The organism is uncultured Zoogloea sp. (genome assembly GCF_937894855.1).
Classification (GTDB): Bacteria; Pseudomonadota; Gammaproteobacteria; order Burkholderiales; family Rhodocyclaceae; genus Zoogloea; species Zoogloea oryzae.
Genome location: NZ_CALAYQ010000036.1, coordinates 86344 through 108426 on the forward strand (window position 1 = coordinate 86344; position 22083 = coordinate 108426).

A 22083-nucleotide genomic window follows, 5' to 3' on the forward strand; every position below is an offset into this window, starting at 1 on the left:
CATCCTGAAACTTGTCGTGCTGCGCTTACGGGATCATCCAGGTGAACACGTAGGCCTGCAGTGTGGTGATGATGCCCACCATGGCGGCAAACATCAGGCTGTGCTTGAGGGTGAAGCGGAACAGATCCGATTCCTTGCCCACCAGGCCGACGGCCGCGCAGGCGACGGCGATGGACTGCGGAGAGATCATCTTGCCGGTCACGCCGCCGGTGGTGTTGGCGGCCACCAGCAGGGTGTCGGAGACGCCGACCTGGTGCGCGGTGGTGGCCTGCAGCGAGCAGAACAGCGCGTTGGACGACGTGTCGGAACCGGTGAGGAACACGCCCAGCCAGCCCAGGAAGGGCGAGAAGAACGGGAACAGCACGCCAGTGCCAGCCAGCAGCAGGGCCAGGGTGGCGGACAGGCCGGAGTAGTTGGCCACGAAGGCGAAGGCCAGCACCATCCCGATGGAGTAGATCGGGCGCTTCAGCTCGATCACGGTTTCCTTCAGGGTCTTGGCGGCTTCGCTGGTGCGCATGCCGAGCACGACCATGGTGATCAGCGCGGCCAGGAAGATCGCGGTGCCGGTGGCGGAGAGGATGTCGAGCTTGTACACCGCGGCGTAAGGCGTGGCCTTGGCGACGATGGGTTCCATCTTGATGACCAGCTTGTCGAGCATCGGCACCGGGAACTGGAACACCAGCGAGTACAGCGGGCCGTCCTTGGCGAACAGGGCCTTGAAGGGCTTGAGACTCCAGATGGTGACCATGACGGTCAGGATCAGGAAGGGCGACCAGGCCTTGGCGATCTGACCGAACTCATAGTGCTTCTCGGCGGCGCGCTCGGTGGTGGCCTTGTTGTCGAAGCGGAAGATGCGCTTCGGCTTCCAGTTCTTCAGGAACACGGTGAGGCAGATCAGGCTGACCAGCGCGGAGGTGATGTCCGGCAGCTCCGGTCCGATGTAGTTGGCGGTGAAGAACTGGGTGACGGCGAAGCTCAGGCCAGCCACGATGATCGCCGGCCAGGTTTCCTTGATGCCACGCCAGCCGTCCATCATGGCGACGAGCCAGAACGGGACGATCACCGACAGCAGCGGCAGCTGACGGCCGGCCATCTGGCCGATCTTGAACGGGTCGATGCCGGTCACCTGACCGCCCACGATGATGGGAATGCCCATGGCGCCGAAGGCCACCGGCGCGGTGTTGGCGATGAGGCACAGGCCCGCGGCGTACAGGGGGTTGAAGCCCAGGCCCACCAGCAGGGCGGCGGTGATCGCCACCGGGGCGCCGAAGCCGGCCGCGCCTTCCAGGAAGGCACCGAAGGAGAAGCCGACGAGCAGCATCTGCAGGCGCTGGTCATCGGTGATCGATACCACCGAGGCCCGGATGATGTCGAACTGCCCGGTCTTGACGGTGATCTTGTAGAGGAACACCGCCGCGATGATGATCCACGCGATGGGCCACAGGCCGTACAGGAAGCCGTAGCCGGCCGACGCCAATGCCATTTCCACCGGCATCTTGTAGAAGAAGATGGCCACCGCCAGGGCGATGGCGACGGTGATGGTGCCGGCGATGTGCCCCTTCATCCGCAGCACCGCGAGGGCCACGAAGAAGAAGATGATCGGCAGCGCGGCGACCAGCGACGACAACCATAGGTTGCCCGCGGGGTCGTAAATCTGCATCCAGGTTTGCATTCGGTAATTCCTCCTTTGGTGAATGCGGGTGTTTCGGATTGGGGTGAGACGGGTTCTTGCGGTGTCCGGGGATCAGCAGGTGGCGAGGCGCGCGGCCTCCTCGCTGCATTCGTCGAGCAGATGCACGATGGAGCGGTAGGGCAGGCCGGTGGCGTTGGTGAGGCCGATCTCGCAGGTCTGGTTGCTCGAATAGCCACCGCAGCAGCCGGCGGGCACCTCGAGCTTGCGCAGGGCGTGGGCGTTGAGCTCGGGCACCACGAAGCCCCGGTCGCCGCCAAAGCCGCAGCACTTCACTTCGGGCGGCATCACGGGTTGCACGGCGCAGGCGGCGGCGAGCTGCTTCAACTTGCCCTCGAAGCCCATGCGGCGGGCCGAGCAGTTGAGGTGGATCAGCACCGGGTCGGACTTCTTCTGGAGCATCAGGCGCGGCAGCAGCGCGTCGTGGGCAAACTCCACCAGGTCGAACACCGGCAGGCGTTCGGCGAGGAAGGTCTTCATGCGCAGGCTGCAGGCGCTGGCGTCGAGGATGATCGGGTACTTGCCGTTGTCGCTGGCTTTGCGCAGCGCGGCTTCCAGTTCGGCCGACTTGCGGTCGGCGTCATCGGCCATGCCCTTGCTGGCGAAGGACTGGCCGCAGCACAGCTCATTGACGCCCTCGGGGATGATCGGGGCGTAGCCGGCGCGTTCCAGCACACGGATGACGGTGGCCGAGAGGGCGTGCTCGGGGGTGTCGGCGCCAAACATCCGGCCGGCGCAGGTGGGGAAGTACACCACCTTGTCGCCGTCGCTGCGGGTGGCGCGGTGGGTGAGGGGCTGCGGCATGGGCATGCCTTCCTTCCACTTGCCGCCGGTGATCCGGCCCAGGGCCTTGGGCCCGATGATGGCTTCGGCCAGATGCCCGGCCTTGAGCGCGGTGCGGGCCAGGGCCTGGGTGGCGCCGAAGTGGTCGGCGGCGAGCTTGCCAAGCTGGCGGGCCACGCCGGAGAGGTTCTCGCCGCGCACGGCGCGGGTCAGGGCGCCGGTCTCGATGCCCACCGGGCAGGCGGTGGAGCACAGCCCGCAGGTGGCGCAGGTGTCGAGGCCCATGTAGAGGTAGTCCTCGCCCAGCTGGCCCGGGGCCTCGCCGGCCGCCTGGCGGCGCGACAGTTCACGCCAGCCGACGATGCGCTGGCGCGGCGACAGGGTGAGGCCGTGGGACGGGCACTGGGGCTCGCAGAAGCCGCATTCGATGCAGCGATCCACCGGCGCGTAGAGCTGGCCGGCGGCGGGCATGGGCTTGAGGTGCTTGAGGTGGGCCTGGGGATCGTCGTTGATGATCACGCCGGGGTTGAGCAGGCCTTCCGGGTCGAACAGGGCCTTGATCTCCTTCATCAGGCCGTAGGCCTGGGTGCCCCATTCGAGCTCGACGAAGGGCGCCATGTTTCGGCCGGTGCCGTGCTCGGCCTTCAGCGAGCCGTCGTACTTCTCGACCAGCATCGCGCACACGTCGTCCATGAAGGCGGCGTAGCGGGCGACTTCGGACTCGATGCCGAAATCCTGGGTGAACACGAAGTGGACGTTCCCCTCCAGCGCGTGACCGAAGATGATCGCCTCCGTGTAGCCGTGCTTGGCGAAGAGGGCCTGCAGATCCAGGCAGGCGGCGGCGAGATCGGGCACCGCCACGGCCACGTCCTCGATGATGACGGTGGTGCCGGGCTTGCGCACCGCGCCCACGGCCGGGAAGGTGCCCTTGCGCACGTTCCACAGGCGGTCGATCTCGGCCGGGTTGGTGGTGAAGGAGGGGGCCTCGATCAGCGGGTAGGGGGCGAGCTCGGCGAGCACCGCGTCGATGCGGCGCTGGAGATCGGCGGCGTCCGGCGCGCGGGTTTCGATCAGCAGCGCGGTGGCGCCGTCGGCCAAAGTCTTGAGAAGCGGCGGCATGCCGGGCTTGTCGGCCACGGCGCGCAGCGAGGCGCGGTCGAGCAGCTCGACCGCATCCACCGGCTGCTGCTTGAGGCCCACCACCGCGCGGCAGGCGGTTTCCATGTCGGCGAAGAACACCAGCGCGCTGGCCTTGTGGGCGTATTCGGGCACGGTCTGGTAGGTGACTTCGGAGATGAAGCCGAGGGTGCCTTCCGAGCCGATCATCAGGTGCGACAGGATGTCGATCGGGTCGGAGTAATCCACCAAGGCGTTGAGGCTGTAGCCGGTGGTGTTCTTGATCTTGTATTTGGTGCGGATGCGCTCGGCGAGGGCATGGTTGGCGCGCACCTCGTCGGAGAGCCGGGCGAGGCTGTCGAGGAGGTAGCCGTGGCTGGCGTGGAAGGCCGCGCGGCTGGCGGCGTCGCCAGTGTCGAGCACGGTGCCGTCGGCCAGCAGCACGCGGATCGAGGCGAGGGTGCGGTAGCTGTTCTGGGCGGTGCCGCAGCACATGCCGGAGCTGTTGTTGGCGGCGATCCCGCCGATCTTGGCGGCGTTGATCGACGCGGGATCGGGGCCGATCTTGCGGCCCAGCGGGGCGAGGCGGCGATTGACCTCGGCGCCGACAATCGCCGGGCCGACCTTGACGGTGGCGCCGTCCGGGGCGATGCGGCAGGTGGCGAGGCCTTCGCCCAGCAGCACCAGCACCCCATCGGTGACGGCCTGGCCGCACAGGCTGGTGCCGGCGGCGCGGAAGGTGACCGGCCGGCTGTGGGTGCGGGCCAGCTCCACCACGTCGCGCACTTCGTCTTCGTCTTCCACCACCGCCACAACCTCGGGGATCAGGCGATAGAAGCTGCCGTCGGTGCCATAGGCAAGGCGGCGCAGTTCGTCGCTAATCACGCGGTGGGCGGGCAGCCGTTGGCGCAGGGCGTCGATGAGAGCGGACATGGCGGGTCCTCCCGTCAGGGATGAGGTTTGATTCGGTCAGTGGTGGGGGTGGGGCGACGGATGTCGCCCCGGGGCGGATCAGGCCGCTATCGTCGGTCGCGGACCATGTCCCTCAGCCTTCGCGGAGCGGGTGTCAGGGGCGTGCGGGCGGCGGTCCAACCGGCCTGATTCTTCGGCGCAAGGGCGCGGAAGCGGCTCGCCAGCCAGCTGAAGGCCCGGTAGCTGCCGGGGCGGCTGTACACGCGGGCCCACATCCGCCAGACGAAGGTCGTCAGTGCGCTGTAGCCGGCGCCCTGGCCGACCATCGCCGGGTTGGCGTGGGGTTCGGACTGGGCTTCGCCGCGCAGGCGGATGAGCAGTTCGGGGATGGGGATCTTCACCGGGCAGACTTCGCCGCAGGCGCCGCACAGGGTGGAGGCGGTGGGCAGCAGGTGGGTCTGCTCCAGCCCCATCATGTGGGGCGAGACGATCTTGCCGATGGGACCGGGGTAGGTGGTGCCATAGGCGTGACCGCCGATCCGGGTGTAGACCGGGCAGTGGTTCATGCAGGCGCCGCAGCGGATGCACTGCAGCGTCTTGCGCAACTGTTCGTCGGCATAGGCCTGGGAGCGGCCGTTGTCGAGGAGCACGAGGTGCACCTCTTCGGGGCCGTCCTTCTCATTGGCCTTGCGCGGGCCGGAGATCATGTTGAAGTAGGTGGACACCGCCTGGCCGGTGGCCGAGCGGGTGAGGATGGAGAACAGCGGGGCCACGTGCTCCAGCTTCTCGACCACCTTCTCGATGCCGGTGATGGCGATGTGCACCTTGGGCACCGTGGTGCACATGCGGCCGTTGCCTTCGTTCTCGACGAGGCACAGGGTGCCGGTTTCGGCTACCGCGAAATTGACGCCGGAGAGGCCGATGTCGGCGATCTCGAACTTCTCGCGCAGCACGCGGCGGCCGATCTGGATCAGCGCGTCCACGTTGTCGGTGTACTCCACGCCGGGGATGTGTTCGGCGAACAGCTTGGCGATCTGCTGCTTGGTCTGGTGGATCGCCGGCATGATGATGTGCGAGGGCTTCTCGCCGGCCAGCTGGACGATGTATTCGCCCATGTCGGATTCGAGGGCGCCCACGCCGGCGGCTTCCATGGCGTGGTTGAACTCGATCTCCTCGCTCACCATCGACTTGCCCTTGACGATCAGTTTGGCCTGATGGCGTTGGGCGATGCCGAGCATGATGGCATTGGCTTCTTCGGGCGTCTCGGCCCAGTGCACCTTCACGCCATTACGGGTGAGGTTGGCTTCGAGTTGCTCCAGCAGATCCGGCAGGCGGGTGAGGCTGTACTGGCGGATGCCCTCGGAGAGGCTGCGCAGGGAATCCAGCTCGTCCGCGTCGGGGAACTGGGCGGCGCGCTTGGCCATCAGGAAATCCATCGCGCCGCGGAAGCTGCTGCGCAGGTGGGCATCGTTCACCGCATCGTGCATCCGCTCCCGAAGCTGCTTGGCGGAGACGAATGCGATCGGCTTGCCGGTGTCGGCACTGGCGTTGGGCGCGCTCATTGGGGCTCTCCTTCGGCGTGGGTGACGATCACGATGAGTTCCTTCGGGCCGTGGGCGCCGTAGGCGAGGGTCTGCTGGATGTCGGCGGTCTTGGACGGGCCGGAGATCAGCAGCGCGTTGGTGGGCATGCCGGCCGACCAGCCTTCGGCACGGATCGCGTCAAAGAAGGTGGGCTGGATGGTGCGGGCGTCGAGCAGCGCGAAGTGCACCGGCGGCACCAGCGACAGGGTGCGCGGCTCGGCGTCGGACGGCCACAGGATCAGGCTGCCGGTTTCGGCGATGGCGCCGCGGGCCTGGGTGAAGCCTGCGCCGACGCGGTGGAACAGATCGGCCTTGATCTCCTCGACCTGGCCAGCCCACGGGCGCAGCGTAGTGCCGGCGAAGGTGGCGGCGTCCAGGCGGCGGCCGGCGGGGGTGTCACCGCCGTAGAGCAGGGTGCCGACGGCCTTCTCGACGCACAGCCGGGCCAGCAGCGCGGGCCAGTCGGCGTCGGTGGAAAAGTGGACGTCGGCGTGGAAGGCCTCGATACCGGCCTTGAAGCGGGCGGCGCGCTCGGCGACGGATTCGCCGCGGGCGCGGGGCGCGTAGTGTTCGTCGAGGCTGGGCAGCGGGTTCGGCGTGGCCGGCTGGGCGCCGCGCAGCTTGGCGAGGATGCGGTCGCGGGCGGTCATGATTGCTTTCCTCCAGTGCGGCGCAGCAGGAAGGTGGCAAGGTGCTCGCCCGGCAGCGACGGCGCGGCGCGGCCGGCGTTCTGGTCTTCGAGGGCGGCGCGCTTGGTGATGTTGAGCATGCAGCCACAGTCGGCCGTCACCATCTGGCGGGCGCCGGTGGCCTTCAGCGAGGCGACCTTGTCGGTGACCATCGCGGTGGAGATGTCGGGGTGCTTGAGGGAGAAGCTGCCGCCGAAGCCGCAGCATTCGGATTCGTGATCGTGGATCGCCAGACTGACGTTGCCCAGGCGCGACAGCAGCTCGCGACCCACCAGCAGGGTGCCCATCTCGCGGCGGGCCGAGCAGGAGGTGTGCAGCGCGACGGTGGTCGGCTCGCCCTGGTCGGGGCGCTTGAAGTCCAGCACATGCACCAGGAACTCGGCGAGTTCGAAGGTGCGGGCCGAGATGGCGGCGGCGCGGGCGGCGAGGTCGGCGTCGTCGCCGATGACCTTCTCCCAGTGCCAGCGGATCATCCCGGCGCAGGAGCCGGAGGGCACCACGATGGGGTAGTCCTCGGGAAAGAGATCGAGCTGGGCGGCGACGACTTCGCGCGCCTCGGCCGGAAAGCCGCTGGTGAAGGCCGGCTGGCCGCAGCAGGTCTGGTTGTCGGGGAAGATCACCCGGATGCCTTCCCGCTCGAGCAGGGTGATGGCGTCCATGCCCGCCTCGGGCACGAAGAGATCTACCAGACAGGTGGCGTAGAAATACACCGCCTGCGGGCGCGGGGGGTAAGTGCGCGCGGAGTGTCCGGCGCCGTGGGTCGGTCTGCTCATGGGTCTCCTCCAGTCCTTGTCGCTTGGAAACGGAATTCTGTTCCGTCGCTGCGGCTATTGGCCAGATGATTCTGGATGGTGTCGGTAAATTGGTAAGACCAATTGAACCGCTGAAGGAAAATCTACCCGCGCGCCCCGTCGAAGTCAATCCTCTACATAAGTCAAACCACTGATTTTTGGGTGATCTAGGGGTAAACGACTAGGTTTTTGGGTCTTCAGGCTTGAGCGTGGTCAAGACTTGGAGTTAGTATTTTGGTCAGACCAATTTTCGGAAGAAAAATGACCATCGGAAAAATCGCCGTCCAGCGGCTCTCCGACACCATTGCCCACGAACTCGAACAGCGCATTCTCGAAGGCGCCCTCAAGCCCGGCGACCGCCTGCAGCCCGAGCGCGAACTGGCCGCCGAGCTGGGCGTGTCGCGCCCGTCGCTACGCGAGGCGATCCAGAAGCTGGTGTCCAAGGGCCTGCTCCACAGCCGCCAGGGTGGCGGCACGTATGTGACCGACCGGCTCGACGCCGGCTTCACCGACCCGTGGGGCGAGATGCTCCGCCAGCATCCCAACATCCAGGCGGACCTGCTGGAGTTTCGCGGCATGCTCGAATCCGAAGCCGCCGCGTTGGCCGCCCGCCGCGCCACTGACGCCGACATCCAGCGCATCGGCGAGGCCTACGCGCGGGTCGAGGGGCTGTTCGCCCAGGGGCCGTCGGCCGAGGTCTTCGATGAACAGGTGCGGGCCGATCTGGCCTTCCACCAGGCCATCGCCGAAGCCGCCCACAACGTGATGATCGGCCACCTCACGGCCAGCCTGTTCCGTGTGACTCACGACCACATCGACCGCAACCTGCGCCACCTGCGCCGGCTGGAGGACGACTGGCAGGAGCTGCGCGGCCAGCACGCGGCCATCTGGGACGCCGTGAAGCGCCGCGACCCGGTGGCCGCCCAGGCGGCGGTGCGCTGCCACATGACCTTCGTCGAGGAGAGCATGCTGGCCCGCGCCCAGCATGAAGAGCGCGAGAGCCGCGCCCGGGTGACGCGCAAGCTGGTCGGCCAGGGGGCCTGAACGGAGCGCCCAAGGCGCCGGATGTGGGCAATTGTCGAGCGTCTGGTAACCGACTGACCGCTAGAATCGCCCCTCGCCCACTACGCCGTCATCCTCTCCCCTGATGCACACCCTCGAACAGCTGCGCGCAGGCACGCTCGCCGGCGCCCGTCACCTCAAGCTCGCCTGCGGGCTGCGCGAATTCCCGCGGGAGATCTTCGAGCTCGCCGATACGCTGGAGATCCTCGACCTGGCGGGCAATGAACTCACCACCCTGCCGGACGACCTGCCGCGGCTCACCCGGCTGCGGGTGCTGTTCTGCTCGGGCAACCCCTTCGAGGTCCTGCCCGAGGTGCTGGGCCGCTGCCCCGCGCTGCAGATGATCGGCTTCAAGTCGTGCCGGCTGCACACCGTGCCGGACGCCGCCCTGCCGCCCACCCTGCGCTGGCTGATCCTCACCGACAACCGCATCGAAACCCTGCCCGCCGGCATCGGCCGGTGCACCGGGCTGCGCAAGCTGGCGCTGGCGGGCAACCGGCTCACCGCGCTGCCACCGGAGATGGCAGCGTGCACGTCGCTGGAGCTGCTGCGCATCGCCGCCAACCGGATCGCCGCCTTCCCCGACTGGCTGCTCGATCTGCCTCGGCTGGCGTGGCTGGCCTACGCCGGCAATCCCTTTTGCGCAACGCTCGACGCCGCCTGGCAGGCCGAGGCGCACACCCGGCCAGTGCCGTGGGCGGCGCTGGCGACCGACGGCATTCTTGGCGAGGGCGCGTCCGGGGTGATCCACCGGGCGGCGTGGTCGGCGCTGGAAGGCGCGCGGTCGGTGGCGGTGAAGCTTTTCAAGGGCGAAGTGACCAGCGACGGCCTGCCGGCCAGCGAGCGGGCCGCCTGCGTGGGGGCGGGCGGCCACCCGCAGCTGATCCCGGTGCTCGGCGAGGTGACCGGTCATCCGGCCGACACCGCTGGGCTGGTGATGGCGCTGATCGACCCCGCCTTCCGCAGCCTCGCCGGCCCGCCCAGCCTCGATACCTGTACCCGCGACGTGTATCCGGCAGATGCCCGCTTCACGCCTGCCACGGCGCTCACCATCGCCCGAGGCATCGCCGCCGCCGCTGCGCATTTGCATCAGCGGGGCATCGTGCATGGCGATCTGTACGCCCACAACATTCTGCACGACGGGGAGGGGCGGGTTTTTCTGGGGGATTTCGGCGCGGCGTCCTTCGTCTCGCCGGCCGACCCGGTCCGCGCCCGGCGCCTCGAGCAGGTGGAGGTGCGCGCCTGCGGCTGCTTGCTTGAAGAGCTCGCCGAGCGCACGGCGCCCGGTGTGCTGCGCGACGGGCTCGCGGCCCTCGCGGCCCGTTGCCTCGGGTCGGTGCCGGCGCTACGGCCGGGTTTCGACGAGATCGTCCATCATCTGGATGGGCTGGCCGCAGGCTGATTGCATGACGCCGCCGGGCTGTTCGTGACAAAAGTCAGCCCGCGGCTGCGCCACAAGTTGTAAGATCAAGTTACGAGAAAAAGGCAAACGGGGTGAGAACCCCGGACGCAAAGCTTCGGATCCTAACCTGCACGCAGGAAGGATGGCCGGGTTCCCTCAGCGCTGGTGCGTTCGCACCTGCGTCGGTTTTCCGTGCTGTCCGCACCTTCCTCCTCGTGTTTTGTCGATCCGGCCGTCCGCGCGCGTCTGCCGCCCATGCGCCTTCTCTCGTGCGTTTCGTACGCGATCTTTCCATTTGCGCCGCCCGTCGGCGGGAGAACGACATGAGCAAGGACAACAAGAAAATCCTCGTCGCCGCTGGCGGCATCGGCATCGTGATGGCGGGCTGGCTGGGCGCCAGCGCCTATGTGGGCAGCGTGGCCGAACGGGAGATACGGGCCTTCGCCGCCAAACCCTCGTCCGAGACCGGGGTGCGCGTCCGCAACATTCAGCACAGCAGCGGGCTGTTCTCCGCCACCGGCTCCTTCGGGATGGAGCTTGTTGACCAGTGTTCCAGCGGCGAGGGTGGCCAGAGCCCGGCGCTGGAGGTCGAATATTCCCTCGCCAACCTGGTGCTGCCCTCCGCGCCCCTGCGCGTGACCTGGAGCGCCAAGCCCACCGGCGAACTCGCCGCCGCGCTGGCCGAACTCTTCGGCCCCAGCCTCAAGCTGCAGGGCAACGGCGACGTGAGCTACGGCGGCGATTTCCGCTCGGCCATGTCGCTGCCCGAGCTCGCCCTCGACCAGGGCGGCCAGAAGCTCACCATCGCGCCCTCCAGCGGCAGCCTCGCGGTTGGCAAGACTGCGCTGGCGGTCAATTGGGGTATCGACAAGCTGCTCACCCGTGGCAACGGCGAAGCTGTCGAACTGGGCAAGATCGCCCTCGACGTGGATCTGAAGAACCGCTATCTGGGCACCGGCTCGTCGTCCCTGTCCATCGAGCGCATCGCCACCAGCCACGGTTCGGCCGAAGGCTTCCGCCACGCCACGCTGGTGACCGAAGACGGCGAGCGCCTCAACGCCCAGGTCACCGAGAGCCTGCGTGCCGCGTCCTTCGGCGGCGAGACGGTGAAGGATCTGACCCTCGAGATGGCGATCCGCGATCTCGACAAGCGCAGCATCGAAACCATCAGCCGCCTGTTTGGCGACACCTGCGGCCTGCAGAACATGACCGCGGACGAGGACGAGACCTTCCGCAAGGCCCTGCGCACCCTGATGACCCAGGGTTTCTCCTTCGGCATTCCCAAGCTCGCCGGCACGGTGGGCCAGGGCAGCCTGGACGGCAAGCTGATGGTCGAGGCCCGCAAGTCCATGTCGGCGTCGGCGCCGATCTCCCTGGCGAACATGCTCAAGGCCTCCGGCGAGATGGTGCTGAAGGGCAAGGTGCTGGATGCCGGCAAGCTGCAGACGATGCAGGCCATGGGCTTCACCCAGGGCCCGGACGGCAGTCTGAAGGGCAGCTTCGAGTACGCCGAGGGCGTGCTGCGCACCAACGGCCGGATCTTCGACGGCAGCGCCGTGCAGGCCAGCCTGGGTGGCGCCGATCAGGTGCTCAACGCCTTCCTCGACAAGCCGAAGCTGGCCGCTAACGCCGCGCAGGCCGAATCCCTGCAGGCGCCCGCGCCGATCATCGCCGACGAGGCGCCCGAGGTTGCCGAAGCACCGGCCGCCGCGCCTGCTGTTGCGCCCGCACCCGTGGCCGCGCCGCCCGCCCAGCCGGCCGTGCTGCCGGTTCCGCCGGTGTCCCTCGCGCCGCCCGCCCAGCCGGGCGTAGCCGCGGCAAGCTGCGGCTCGGCCCGTCAGTGCCTGCTCCAGACCCTCGGCGCCGCCGCCCGGGAAGACACCGCCACCGTGTTTGCCGTGGCGGCCCGCATCGAGGAGCTGGGCAAGCCGGCGCCGGGCAACCGGGCCGTGTCCAGAAAGCTCAATACCGAAGGCCTGGACGCGCTGAAGGCTGAAGACCCGGCCCGCGCCGCCGAGCTGTTCCGCAAGGGCCTCGCTGAAAACCCCCGCGACGTGGAGCTGGCCGGCAACCTGGGCTACGCCCTCGTCAAGGCCGGCAAGCCCCAGGACGCCGCCGAGGTGCTGACCGCCGCCCTGCAGCTCGACCCGCGTCGCAGCTCCACCTGGACGCCGCTGGCCGAAGCGCTGGCCCTCTCCGGCCGCAAGGACGAGAGCCAGGCCGCGCTGTGGGTGGCCTACCAGTGGTCCGGCAACCGGGAGAAATCCCTCGCCTTCTACACCGACCGGGCCGAGAAGGAGCGCGCCACCCGCCCGGCGCTGGCCGACATGTACGGCACGGTGCTGGCCTGGGTGGCCGAAGGTCGCAAGCCCAGGCTGACGGTGAGCGCCGGCTGACCGGCCGCGCCCGGCCCGGGCCTGACCTTAGCCGGGCCGGCGGTCACGCATCACCACCGAAGGGTTGTCGCGCAGGCGGCAACCCTTTTTGTCTTTCAGGTCGCGATGCTTGACGGGGCACCCGTCCGGCATGACCATCCCGTCGAACTGTCGGCCCGGTGCGGGGTCAGACCACCCCGGGCCCTGCGGGGCCGTCAATTTTGCACAACACGGTTCGATGCCGGCATGAACGATCAACTCAAACTGAGACCCCTGGAGCGGGAAGACCTGCGCTTCGTCCACGAGCTGGACAACAACGAGACGGTGATGCACTACTGGTTCGAGGAGCCCTACGAGGCTTTTGTCGAACTGTGCGACCTCTACGACAAGCACATCCACGACCAGAGCGAGCGGCGCTTCATCGTCGAGCGCGAAGGCCTTCGGGTGGGGCTGGTGGAGCTGGTGGAGATCAACCACATCCACCGCCGGGCCGAGTTTCAGATCATCATCTCGCCTGATCACCAAGGCCGCGGCTATGCCGCCCAGGCGACCCGCCTGGCCATGGGCTACGCCTTTACGGTGCTCAACCTTTACAAACTGTTCCTGGTGGTGGATGTGGAGAACACCCGGGCGGTGTCGGTATACAGAAAACTTGGTTTCTCGGAAGAAGGGGTTCTGCGGCATGAATTCTTCGTCGATGGTGTCTATCGGGACGCCTACCGGATGGCAGCCTTCCAGCCCGACTACCTGGCGCAGCGGGGCTGAGCTCGCCCGTCGCGCCGTGCTGGGCGTGGCCTTCATGGCTTCGGCCGGGCTGGCGCTGGCCGCCCCGGCTCAGCCGGATCTGCCGCCCGCCCGGAAGGTGGCTGTGGCGGCCGGGGCCACCCAGGCTTTGTCGGGCAAGCTCAAGGGCTACCAGCTGGCGGATTACCTGATCCCGCTCGAAGCCGGCCAGTCGGTGGTGATGCAGCTCAGGACGAGCAACCCGAGCGGCTATTTCAATGTGGACGCGCCGGGCGCGACCGATGGCGCGATGTTCGTCGGCAGCACCTCGGGCGATCGTTTCGAGACCGTTGCCCCGGTGAGTGGTGACTATCTCGTCCGCGTCTATCTGATGCGTAGCGCCGCCCGCCGCAACGAAGTGGCGCGCTACACCCTGTCGGTGCGGGCTGGCGCCCATCCGGGCAAGGCCGCGGCGAGCGACGCGCGGGTGGCGGGCACGCCCTTCCACGCCACCGCGTCGATCCGCTGCATGCCGGCCGGCGGCCAGTCGACCGCCTGCGAGGCCGGCGTGATGCGCCGCGAGGCGGGTGCCGGCACGGTGCGGATCACCCTGCCCAGCGGGGCCGTGCGTCACGTGGCGTTTGCCGGCGGCAAGGCCGTGTCGTCCGACGGCCCGGCCGGCCTTGAGGTGGAGCGCGCCGGCGACACGTCGGTCATCACACTGGGCAACGGCGACCGCTTCGAGATTCCCGACGCGCTGGTCACCGGCGGCTGAGCGCCTGCCGTTGATCATGCTGCGAGCCCGCCAGCCTGCCGCGGCTGCGATAATCCACGTTTTGCCTTGCGGGCTCGCCCATGTTCTACGGCATCACCGACATCACTACCTTCGTGCTGGGGACGATCTTCATCGTGCTCCTGCCCGGCCCCAATTCGCTTTACGTGATGACCGTCGCGTCCCGCTGGGGTGTGGCGGCGGGGTATCGCGGCGCCTGCGGGATCTTCCTGGGCGACCTGATCCTGATGATCCTGTCGGCCACCGGCGCCGCCTCGCTGCTGCAGGCCACGCCTGCGCTGTTCATGGGGCTGCGCTACGCCGGTGCGGCGTATCTGGTGTGGCTGGGGATCGGGCTGCTGCGTGCGGGGCTGCGCACCTGGCGGGGCGAGGCCGACACGGCGGCGCCCGTGGAACCGCCGCGGGATGCATCTCATCCCTTCCGGGTGGCGCTGCTCATCAGCCTGATGAACCCCAAGGCGATCCTGTTCTTCGTGTCCTTCTTCATCCAGTTCGTGTCGCCGGGCTACGACCATCCGGAGCTGTCCTTCCTCATCCTCGGGGTGATCGTGCAGTTCTTCAGCGCGCTCTACCTGTCGGCGCTGATCTTTGGCGGCACCCGGCTGGCGGAGGTCTTCCGGCGCCGGCGGCGCCTGTCGGCGGGGGCGACGGGGAGCGTGGGTGGATTGTTCATCGGTTTCGGCCTGCGGCTGGCGGGGGCCGGGATGGGTTGAACGCCTGCCGGCAGCCCCGGCGCTGCCCAAAACAAAAACGGCGACAGGATTGCTCCGGTCGCCGTTTTTTTGCGCTGCGCTTCCGCTCAGAACGGCAGCTTCACCCCCGGCCAGACGCCCTCAATGGTGCGGCGGAAGTCGGCCTGGATGCGCTCGATGGCGGCCTGGTTGTCGGCCTCGAAGCGCAGCACCACCACCGGGGTGGTGTTGGACGGGCGGGCGAGGCCGAAGCCGTCGGCGTATTCGACGCGCACGCCGTCGATGGTGAGGATGCTCTCGGCGCCTTCAAACCTGGCCTCGGCCTTGAGCTTGTCCACCAGCGCGAAGGGCTCGCCTTCGTTCATCTTGATGTTGAGCTCCGGGGTGCTGGTGGCGTTGGGCAGGCCCTTGAGAACCGGGTTGGCATCCGGCTGGCGGGAGACGATCTCCAGCAGGCGGGCGCCGGTGTAGAGGCCGTCGTCAAAGCCGTACCAGCGCTCCTTGAAGAACACGTGGCCGCTCATCTCGCCAGCCAGCGGCGCGCCGGTTTCCTTCAGCTTGGCCTTCACCAGCGCGTGGCCGGTGTTCCACATGGTGGGCTTGCCGCCGCGATCCTTGATCCAGCCGGCCAGGTTGCGGGTGCACTTCACGTCGTAGATGATCTCGCCGCCGGGCACGCGGGACAGCACATCCTCGGCAAACAGCATCAGCTGGCGATCCGGGAAGATGATCTCGCCGTCCTTGGTCACCACACCCAGCCGGTCGCCATCGCCGTCGAAGGCGAGGCCGATCTCGGCGTCGGTTTCACGTAGCGCACGGATCACGTCGGCGAGGTTCTCGGGCTTGGACGGGTCCGGATGGTGGTTGGGGAAATTGCCATCCACCTCGCAGAACAGCTCCACCAGCTCGCAGCCCAGGCGCTTGAAGAGCTCGGGCGCCACCGCGCCAGCCACGCCGTTGCCGCAGTCCATCACCACCTTCATGGGACGGGAAAGCTTCACGTCGCCGACGATCTTGTTCACGTAGGCCGGCACCACGTCGGCCTGGGTGAGCTTGCCGGGCACGGCAGCGGTGACCAGGTTGCCGTCGATGATGCGCTGGCGCAGGGCCTGGATCAGCTCGCCGAACAGGGTTTGGCCGCCCAGCACCATCTTCAGGCCGTTGTAGTCCGGCGGGTTGTGGCTGCCGGTGACGGACACGCAGGAGTTCGTGCCGAGTTCATACGCGGCGAAGTAGGTGAGCGGGGTGGGCACGCAGCCCACGTCCACCACGTCGACGCCGGCGGCGCGGATGCCATCGGCGAGCGCACCGGCGAGCTCGGGCCCCGACAGGCGGCCGTCACGGCCGACGGCGATGGCCTGCTGGCCACGGGCGACGGCTTCGGAACCGAGGGCGTGGCCGATGGCGCGCACGGCTTCGGCGGTCAGCGTCTTGTCGACGATGCCGCGGATGTCATAGGCCTTGAAGATCTCGGGGGCGGGGACGAACATGCGGAGGGCTCCGGTGCGGAAATGATGAAAAGTGGATTATACGCGGGCTGGATGTCAGCCCCGTGAGACGGGTTTGGCGGCGCGCCGTGGATCAGGTGAATTCCGTGAAAAAGCGCACGAGGCGCCGGGGCAGCCAGTCGAGCCGGCCGGGCCACGATCCGCTGACGAAACCCACGTGGCCGCCCTCGGCGGGTTGCTCCAGGCGCACGTGGGTCGAGACGTCCGCCGGGCCGGGCAGGTGGCGGGCGGGCAGGAAGGGGTCGTTTTTCGGGTTGATGACCAGCGTCGGCAGCCGGATGTCCTGCAGGTGGGGCTTGCTGGAGGCGCGCAGCCAGTAGTCGTCGGTGTCCCGGTAGCCGTGCAGTGGGGCGGTGACGAGGTTGTCGAACTGGTAGAGGTTGGCGGCCGCGCGCACCGCGTCGGCGTCGAACAGGCCGGGGTGGCGGGCCAGCTTGGCCAGCGCGCTCTCCTTGAGGGTGGCCAGGAAGTGACGGGTATAGACGCGGTTGAAGCCGCGCCCGAGGTTGTGTCCGGCGGCGGCGAGATCCAGCGGCGGGCAGATCGCTGCCGCGCCGTCGATCAGTTTCCTGGCGTCATCGCCCCGGGTGCCGAGCCACAGTAGCAGGGCGTTGCCGCCCAGGGACACGCCGGCGGCAAAGCGCGGGACGTCGGGAAAGGCTGCGGCGATCCGTTCGAGGATCCAGCCGATCTCGTCGGCGTCGCCGGAGTGGTAAGCGCGGGGCTTGAGGTTGGGCTCGCCGGAGCAGCCGCGAAAGTGCGGGACGACGCCGTTCCAGCCGAGATCGGCGAGGTGGCGCATCAGGCTGCGGGCGTAGGGCGAACGGCTGGAGCCTTCGAGGCCGTGGAACAGCACCACCAGCGGCGCGTCGGGGCGGCGGGGCAGCCAGTCGAGGTCGATGAAGTCGCCGTCGGGGGTGGTCCAGCGTTCGCGCTGGAAGGCGGGCATCGGGCCCTTGCGCAGCAGCGGCCAGATCGTCTGGGCGTGGCCGCCGGGCAGCCAGCGGGGCGCCCGGTAAGTGGAGTCGGTGGGCGAAGGGCTCAATGGACGACGTGGGGGCTGTCGCTGCCGCGCAGGTTGTCCATGTCGGGGGCCGGCGAGGCGTGGTGCAGCACCATGCGCCAGCCGATGGCGCCGCGGGTGAAGACGTTGGTGGCGATGATCGGCGGGTGCAGGCGGTGGTCGCCTTCGAGGTGGACGCGCTGATGCACGGTGTGCACCGCGGTCATCACGTTGAGCCACTGCACCGGCTGGGTGGGATGCACGATGATCCGGGTGCCGGCGGCGAAGAGCTGGCGCCAGGATTCACGGATCGCCGCGAGGCCCACGAGGCGGATGCTGCCCGGGTGGATGCAGACGACTTCCTCGTCTTCGGACCACACTGCCATCATGCCGTCGAGATCGGCGCGGGACAGGGCGGCGTAGAAGGCGGTTTCGGCCTCTTCGGGTGAGGTGAAGATCGGACTCGTCATGGGCAGTCAGGTGGGTTGGACGTGACACGGGGGCGTTGCCGCCCCCGTTGATATCAGCACCGCAGACCGGGTCAGTGGTGGCCTTTGGGCAGCTCGCCAGCAAACTTGTACTGGGCGCCGCAATACGGGCAGGTGGCCTCGCCTTCCGAGGTCACGTCGAGGAAGACACGCGGGTGGCGTGCCCACAACGGGGCGTCGGGCATCGGGCAGTGCAGCGGAAGCTGCTTGGCGGTGACTTCGATCGGCTTGGTTTTGTCCTGGTTTTCAGGCATGGAAATCTCCCTTGCTTAAATGTAGGCAAGCCAGTGTTGGTATTCGGGGGCCTTGCCGTTCACGATGTCGAAGAAGCGGGCCTGCAGCTTCTGGGTGATCGGGCCGCGCTTGCCTTCGCCGATGACGCGGCCGTCGAGCTCGCGGATCGGGGTGACTTCAGCGGCGGTGCCGGTGAAGAAGGCTTCGTCGGCGATGTAGATGTCGTCGCGGGTGATGCGCTTGGAGATCACCTCGAGGCCGAACTCCTTGGCAACCTGGATCACCGAGGAGCGGGTGATGCCGGTGAGGGCCGAGGCGATCTCGGGTTCGTAGATGGCGCCGTCCTTGATCACGAAGAGGTTCTCGCCGGCGCCTTCGGCCACGAAGCCGTTGGTGTCGAGGAGCAGGGCTTCGTCGTAGCCGGCTTCGGTGGCTTCCAGGTTGGCCAGGATGGAGTTGGCGTAGGTGGAGGCCAGCTTGGCGCGGGGCATGGTCACGTTGACGTGGTGACGGGCGAAGGACGAGGTCTTCACGCGGATGCCCTTCTCGAGGCCGTCTTCACCCAGGTAGGCGCCCCACGGCCAGGCGGCGATGGCGACGTGCACCGTGGCACCCTTGGTGGAGATGCCCATCTTTTCGGAGCCGTAGAAGGCGATCGGGCGCAGATAGCAGGATTCGAGCTTGTTGGCGCGCACGACTTCCAGCTGGGCTTCCATGAGTTCTTCCTTGGAGTAAGGAATGTTCATCATGTAGATCTTGCCGGAGTTGAGCAGGCGCTGGGTGTGCTCAGCGAGGCGGAAGATCGCGGTGCCGCTTACGGTGTTGTAGGCACGAACGCCCTCGAAGACCGACAGGCCGTAGTGGAGGGAGTGGGTGAGCACGTGGGTGGTCGCTTCACGCCACGGCACGAGCTTGCCGTCGTACCAGATGAAACCGTCGCGGTCTGCCATCGACATTGTGGGGATCTCCAGCTGAATACAGAAAATTTAAGCCTTCGATTCTAGCGCATTCCGCAGGTCTGCGGACCGCCGCCCCGAAGGGGGTAAAATAACAATTTTGCGTGCACGAGATGTCCATGAGGATCTGGAAGCCAAATGTCACGGTTGCTGCGGTGGTCGAGCGCGACGGGCGTTTTCTGGTGGTGGAGGAGGAGACCGAGGACGGGCTGCGCTTCAATCAGCCGGCCGGGCATCTCGATCGGGGTGAATCGCTGGTCAATGCCGTCGCCCGCGAGGCGCTGGAGGAGACCGCCCATGGGTTCCAGCCCGAGTTTCTGGTGGGCATCTACCAGTGGCCGCGGCCGGCGGGCGACATCACCTACCTGCGCTTTGCCTTTGGCGGTTCGATCACCGGCTTCGATCCGGAGCGCAAGCTCGACACCGGCATTGTGCGCGCGGTGTGGCTGACGCTGGACGAGCTGCGGGCGACGCGCGAGCGCCATCGCAGCCCGCTGATCCTGCAGTGCTGCGAGGATTACATGGCCGGGCGGCGTTATCCGCTGGATCTGATCCGGCACTACGACGCGTGATCCAGCGCCTCCGCCCGGTCATCGCCGGGCTGGCGCTGATTGCCGCGCTGGCCCCGGGGCCGGTCCTGGCGGACGAGCAGGTGCTGATCTGCTACAACTACGGCTGTCTCGTCGAGGCCGAAGCGCGGTTTTCCGAAGCGCAGCTTGCCGAAGTGGCTGCGCGGCTGCTTCGGGCCGATTCGGAGGTGGCCGAGCGGGCGATCGTGGCGCAGGTGCTCGGGCAGCTTTATCGCTGGGCCGGCGAGCAGTTGCCGATCAGCGCCGACCGTCCCGGGGATTACCTGGATTTCGGCGAGAACGGCATGATGGACTGCATCGACCACGCCACCTCGACGACACGGCTGTTGCTGATGCTCGAGGAGCGCGGCCTGCTGCGCTTCCATGCGGTCGATCCCATCCGCCGGCGGGTGCGCTGGCTGGTGGCCCAGCATTTTTCGGCGGTGCTGCGCGAGCGCGGCACCGATGATGCGCCCGGTGAAGGGGCGCGTTTCGCAGTGGATACTTGGTTCGGGGAACATGGCGATCCAGCCGTGGTGTTGCCCCTGGAAGACTGGCTGGATGGAGAGGGACCAGATGTCTCGTAAGGAAAAAGTCGTCGTCGGCATGTCCGGCGGCGTGGATTCGTCGGTTGCCGCGCTGCTGCTCAAGCAGCAGGGGTACGACGTGGTCGGCCTGTTCATGAAGAACTGGGAGGACGACGATGACGACGAATACTGTTCGACCCGCCAGGATCTGGTGGATGTGGTGTCGGTCGCCGATGTGCTGGGGATCGACCTGGAGGTCGTGAATTTCTCGAAGGAATACAAGGAGCGGGTGTTCGCCGATTTCCTGCGCGAATACGAAGCCGGCCGCACGCCGAACCCGGACATCCTGTGCAACTCCGAGATCAAGTTCCGCGCCTTCCTCGACCACGCGATGGCGCTGGGCGCCGACCGCATCGCCACCGGCCACTACGCCCAGGTGCGCGAATGGACCAACGACGGCCGCACCGAGTTCCAGTTGATGAAAGCCGAGGACGGCACCAAGGACCAGAGCTACTTCCTGTACCGGCTAAACCAGGCTCAGCTGTCCAAGACCCTGTTTCCCATCGGCCACCTCTACAAGCGTGACGTGCGCAAGATGGCCGAGGCGGCTGGCCTGCACGTGTACGCCAAGAAGGATTCGACGGGCATCTGCTTCATCGGCGAGCGGCCTTTCCGCGAGTTCCTGGCGCGCTACCTGCCAGCGAAGCCGGGCGAGATCCGCACGCTGGAAGGTGACAAGGTGATTGGCCAGCACCAGGGCCTGATGTACCACACCGTGGGCCAGCGCAAGGGCCTCCAGATCGGCGGCATCAAGGGCAACCAGGACGACGCCGGCGAGCACGACGCGTGGTACGCGGCGAAGAAGGACGTGGCGAAGAACGTGCTGTACGTGGTGCAGGGCCACGACCATCCGGCGCTGCTGAAGGATCGGCTGGTCGCCGGCGAGCTGTCGTGGGTGTCGGGGCGTGAGCCGCGCACCAACTGGGTCTATACCGCCAAGCCGCGCTACCGCACGCCGGATGCGCCGTGCGAGATCGACGTGCTGTCGGGCGGTCGCGCCGAGATCGTCTTTGCCCAGCCCCAGTGGGCGGTGACGCCGGGGCAGAGCGTGGTGGTTTACGAGAGCCGGGTGTGCCTGGGCGGCGGGATCATCATGGAGTGATCCGGCTGTAGCTGGATGTGAAACGGGCGCCTTGCGGCGCCCGTTTTGTTTGATCGGCCAGCAATCTCAGGGATTCGAGGCCAGCCGCAGGGGTGGGTAGGCCCAGTTGCGCTCCCACGCGGCGCGCACCATGTTGGGGTACTCGGCACGGCCGAGGCTGCCGTTGTAGCGGCCCAGGGCGCGGAAGAGATCGCCCTTCTCGATGTCGAGGTAGTGGCGCAGGATCGTGCAGCCAAAGCGCAGGTTGGTGCGCATGTGGAAGAGGTTGGTTTCCTGGTTGCCGATGAGGCGCGCCCAGAAGGGCATCACCTGCATGTAGCCGCGGGCGCCCACCGGCGACAGGGCGTACTTCTTGAAGCCGCTTTCCACCTGGATGAGGCCCAGCACCAGCTGCGGGTCGAGCCCGGCGCGGGTGGCTTCGTAGTGCACCGCGCGCAGGAGCTCAGAGCGGGCGGTTTCGTCCGGGATGCGCTTGGCGAGGCGCTGGGACATCTCGGCCAGCCAGCGGGCCCGTTCGGGCGAGCGCTGGAAGCTCGGGTCGAGGGGCGCCTGATCCGCCACCGCGGCGTGCAGGGCGGCCTGCACGCTGGCGGCGAGGGGCTCGTACTGCTGGTTGCCGGCCTGCACCGACGCGGCGCCGCCGCCCAGCAGCAGGGCTGCGAGGCAGGTGCGGACGACGGAACGCAGGCGGCGCATCATCAGCCCTTCAGCTTGGCGATGACAGTGGTGCCGACATCGGCCACCGGCAGCTTGGTGGCTTCGGCGTCGCGACGGCCTTGATACTCGACCACGCCTTCCTTCAGGCCACGGTCGCCGATCACCACCCGGTGCGGGGTGCCGATCAGCTCGTTGTCGGCCAGGAGCGAGCCCGGACGTTCGTCCCGGTCGTCGAGGAAGGCGTCGATGCCGGCGGCGGTGAGCTGGGCATACAGCGCGTCGGCGGCTTCGCGGACGGCTTCGGACTTGGCGTAGCCCATCGGCACGATGGCGACCTGGAAGGGCGCGATGGCGTCCGGCCAGATGAT

At 67.8% G+C, this 22083-nt stretch carries 21 protein-coding genes and 1 riboswitch; of the genes, 9 read left to right on the forward strand and 12 right to left on the reverse strand.

Annotated elements, in window-relative coordinates:
* Positions 1-25: 25 nt before the first annotated feature.
* The 5 genes from lldP to Q0672_RS04390 form a co-directional block, all read right to left on the reverse strand.
* Complete coding sequence (lldP, locus tag Q0672_RS04370) at positions 26-1672, reverse strand: L-lactate permease (protein WP_298620148.1); 1647 nt, start codon at positions 1670-1672, stop codon at positions 26-28.
* 72 nt (positions 1673-1744) lie between these two features.
* Positions 1745-4522 (reverse strand): FAD-binding and (Fe-S)-binding domain-containing protein, encoded by a 2778-nt coding sequence (locus tag Q0672_RS04375; protein ID WP_298620151.1) that lies wholly within the window; start codon positions 4520-4522, stop codon positions 1745-1747.
* 86 nt (positions 4523-4608) lie between these two features.
* Positions 4609-5988: a LutB/LldF family L-lactate oxidation iron-sulfur protein gene (locus tag Q0672_RS04380; RefSeq protein WP_298620188.1), complete on the reverse strand. Its 1380-nt coding sequence runs from the start codon at positions 5986-5988 to the stop codon at positions 4609-4611.
* A 71-nt stretch (positions 5989-6059) separates the two neighbouring features.
* Positions 6060-6734, reverse strand: a complete 675-nt coding sequence (locus Q0672_RS04385) for a lactate utilization protein (RefSeq protein WP_153160199.1) — start codon at positions 6732-6734, stop codon at positions 6060-6062.
* Positions 6731-7546, reverse strand: a complete 816-nt coding sequence (locus Q0672_RS04390) for a (Fe-S)-binding protein (protein WP_298620155.1) — start codon at positions 7544-7546, stop codon at positions 6731-6733. Before Q0672_RS04390 ends, Q0672_RS04385 begins: the two co-directional genes overlap by 4 nt.
* Before the next feature lie 279 nt (positions 7547-7825).
* On the opposite strand from Q0672_RS04390, the gene Q0672_RS04395 reads away from it, so the two are divergent.
* From Q0672_RS04395 to leuE, 6 genes are all read left to right on the forward strand, one after another.
* Entirely contained in the window at positions 7826-8608 is a 783-nt protein-coding gene (locus Q0672_RS04395; protein WP_298620157.1) for an FCD domain-containing protein, read from the forward strand.
* A 103-nt stretch (positions 8609-8711) separates the two neighbouring features.
* Positions 8712-10028, forward strand: coding sequence for a leucine-rich repeat-containing protein kinase family protein (locus Q0672_RS04400; protein ID WP_298620159.1), 1317 nt, complete (start codon positions 8712-8714; stop codon positions 10026-10028).
* 72 nt (positions 10029-10100) lie between these two features.
* Positions 10101-10187: riboswitch (cyclic di-GMP riboswitch) on the forward strand.
* 164 nt (positions 10188-10351) lie between these two features.
* Positions 10352-12424, forward strand: a complete 2073-nt coding sequence (locus Q0672_RS04405) for a DUF945 family protein (protein WP_298620161.1) — start codon at positions 10352-10354, stop codon at positions 12422-12424.
* Positions 12425-12649: 225 nt separating this feature from the next.
* Entirely contained in the window at positions 12650-13168 is a 519-nt protein-coding gene (speG, locus tag Q0672_RS04410; protein ID WP_298620164.1) for a spermidine N1-acetyltransferase, read from the forward strand.
* Positions 13086-13901 carry a hypothetical protein gene (locus tag Q0672_RS04415; protein ID WP_298620167.1) on the forward strand — a complete coding sequence of 272 codons (816 nt, stop codon included), beginning with the start codon at positions 13086-13088 and terminating at the stop codon, positions 13899-13901. The genes speG and Q0672_RS04415 overlap by 83 nt, the downstream gene beginning before the upstream one ends.
* Positions 13902-13981: 80 nt before the next feature.
* A complete protein-coding gene (leuE, locus tag Q0672_RS04420; protein ID WP_298620170.1) occupies positions 13982-14632 on the forward strand; it encodes a leucine efflux protein LeuE in 651 nt (216 codons plus the stop codon).
* An 86-nt stretch (positions 14633-14718) separates the two neighbouring features.
* Here leuE and Q0672_RS04425 read toward each other — a convergent pair whose 3' ends face one another.
* The 5 genes from Q0672_RS04425 to Q0672_RS04445 all read right to left on the reverse strand — a co-directional run bounded on the left by Q0672_RS04425 (position 14719) and on the right by Q0672_RS04445 (position 18800).
* The gene (locus Q0672_RS04425; protein WP_298620173.1) at positions 14719-16101 is read right to left on the reverse strand and encodes a phosphomannomutase/phosphoglucomutase; all 1383 of its coding nucleotides are present in this window, start codon (positions 16099-16101) and stop codon (positions 14719-14721) included.
* 91 nt (positions 16102-16192) lie between these two features.
* A complete protein-coding gene (locus Q0672_RS04430) occupies positions 16193-17164 on the reverse strand; it encodes a hydrolase (RefSeq protein ID WP_298620176.1) in 972 nt (323 codons plus the stop codon).
* Entirely contained in the window at positions 17161-17592 is a 432-nt protein-coding gene (locus tag Q0672_RS04435) for a nuclear transport factor 2 family protein (RefSeq protein WP_153160209.1), read from the reverse strand. Before Q0672_RS04435 ends, Q0672_RS04430 begins: the two co-directional genes overlap by 4 nt.
* 71 nt (positions 17593-17663) lie before the next feature.
* A complete protein-coding gene (locus Q0672_RS04440; protein WP_153160210.1) occupies positions 17664-17864 on the reverse strand; it encodes a zinc-finger domain-containing protein in 201 nt (66 codons plus the stop codon).
* Between the two features lie 15 nt (positions 17865-17879).
* The gene (locus Q0672_RS04445; protein WP_153160211.1) at positions 17880-18800 is read right to left on the reverse strand and encodes a branched-chain amino acid transaminase; all 921 of its coding nucleotides are present in this window, start codon (positions 18798-18800) and stop codon (positions 17880-17882) included.
* Positions 18801-18913: 113 nt separating this feature from the next.
* Here Q0672_RS04445 and Q0672_RS04450 point away from each other — a divergent pair, with 113 nt between their 5' ends.
* The 3 genes from Q0672_RS04450 to mnmA are packed head-to-tail and all read left to right on the forward strand — an operon-like array spanning position 18914 to position 21058.
* On the forward strand, positions 18914-19372 hold the full coding sequence (locus Q0672_RS04450; protein ID WP_153160212.1) for an NUDIX hydrolase: 459 nt from the start codon (positions 18914-18916) through the stop codon (positions 19370-19372).
* Positions 19369-19956 (forward strand): hypothetical protein, encoded by a 588-nt coding sequence (locus Q0672_RS04455; RefSeq protein ID WP_298620183.1) that lies wholly within the window; start codon positions 19369-19371, stop codon positions 19954-19956. The genes Q0672_RS04450 and Q0672_RS04455 overlap by 4 nt, the downstream gene beginning before the upstream one ends.
* The gene (gene mnmA, locus Q0672_RS04460) at positions 19946-21058 is read left to right on the forward strand and encodes a tRNA 2-thiouridine(34) synthase MnmA (RefSeq protein ID WP_153160213.1); all 1113 of its coding nucleotides are present in this window, start codon (positions 19946-19948) and stop codon (positions 21056-21058) included. The genes Q0672_RS04455 and mnmA overlap by 11 nt, the downstream gene beginning before the upstream one ends.
* Positions 21059-21124: 66 nt before the next feature.
* Here the strand turns inward: mnmA and Q0672_RS04465 are convergent, their stop codons facing one another.
* Positions 21125-21754 carry a lytic transglycosylase domain-containing protein gene (locus Q0672_RS04465; protein WP_153160237.1) on the reverse strand — a complete coding sequence of 210 codons (630 nt, stop codon included), beginning with the start codon at positions 21752-21754 and terminating at the stop codon, positions 21125-21127.
* 2 nt (positions 21755-21756) lie between these two features.
* Positions 21757-22083: His/Gly/Thr/Pro-type tRNA ligase C-terminal domain-containing protein (locus tag Q0672_RS04470; RefSeq protein WP_298620185.1), on the reverse strand; the 327-nt coding region annotated here is incomplete at its 5' end.

Excerpts from the sequence above, each read along its gene's own strand:
- Q0672_RS04390 (WP_298620155.1), bottom strand. The coding sequence starts at position 7,546 with ATGAGCAGACCGACCCACGGCGCCGGACACTCCGCGCGCACTTACCCC.
- Q0672_RS04400 (WP_298620159.1), top strand. The coding sequence starts at position 8,712 with ATGCACACCCTCGAACAGCTGCGCGCAGGCACGCTCGCCGGCGCCCGT.
- Q0672_RS04375 (WP_298620151.1), bottom strand. The coding sequence starts at position 4,522 with ATGTCCGCTCTCATCGACGCCCTGCGCCAACGGCTGCCCGCCCACCGC.
- Q0672_RS04465 (WP_153160237.1), bottom strand. The coding sequence starts at position 21,754 with ATGCGCCGCCTGCGTTCCGTCGTCCGCACCTGCCTCGCAGCCCTGCTG.
- Q0672_RS04395 (WP_298620157.1), top strand. The coding sequence starts at position 7,826 with ATGACCATCGGAAAAATCGCCGTCCAGCGGCTCTCCGACACCATTGCC.
- Q0672_RS04415 (WP_298620167.1), top strand. The coding sequence starts at position 13,086 with ATGAATTCTTCGTCGATGGTGTCTATCGGGACGCCTACCGGATGGCAG.
- Q0672_RS04445 (WP_153160211.1), bottom strand. The coding sequence starts at position 18,800 with ATGTCGATGGCAGACCGCGACGGTTTCATCTGGTACGACGGCAAGCTC.
- lldP (WP_298620148.1), bottom strand. The coding sequence starts at position 1,672 with ATGCAAACCTGGATGCAGATTTACGACCCCGCGGGCAACCTATGGTTG.
- Q0672_RS04385 (WP_153160199.1), bottom strand. The coding sequence starts at position 6,734 with ATGACCGCCCGCGACCGCATCCTCGCCAAGCTGCGCGGCGCCCAGCCG.
- Q0672_RS04405 (WP_298620161.1), top strand. The coding sequence starts at position 10,352 with ATGAGCAAGGACAACAAGAAAATCCTCGTCGCCGCTGGCGGCATCGGC.
- Q0672_RS04435 (WP_153160209.1), bottom strand. The coding sequence starts at position 17,592 with ATGACGAGTCCGATCTTCACCTCACCCGAAGAGGCCGAAACCGCCTTC.
- Q0672_RS04450 (WP_153160212.1), top strand. The coding sequence starts at position 18,914 with ATGTCCATGAGGATCTGGAAGCCAAATGTCACGGTTGCTGCGGTGGTC.
- speG (WP_298620164.1), top strand. The coding sequence starts at position 12,650 with ATGAACGATCAACTCAAACTGAGACCCCTGGAGCGGGAAGACCTGCGC.
- mnmA (WP_153160213.1), top strand. The coding sequence starts at position 19,946 with ATGTCTCGTAAGGAAAAAGTCGTCGTCGGCATGTCCGGCGGCGTGGAT.
- Q0672_RS04380 (WP_298620188.1), bottom strand. The coding sequence starts at position 5,988 with ATGCACGATGCGGTGAACGATGCCCACCTGCGCAGCAGCTTCCGCGGC.
- Q0672_RS04425 (WP_298620173.1), bottom strand. The coding sequence starts at position 16,101 with ATGTTCGTCCCCGCCCCCGAGATCTTCAAGGCCTATGACATCCGCGGC.
- Q0672_RS04440 (WP_153160210.1), bottom strand. The coding sequence starts at position 17,864 with ATGCCTGAAAACCAGGACAAAACCAAGCCGATCGAAGTCACCGCCAAG.
- leuE (WP_298620170.1), top strand. The coding sequence starts at position 13,982 with ATGTTCTACGGCATCACCGACATCACTACCTTCGTGCTGGGGACGATC.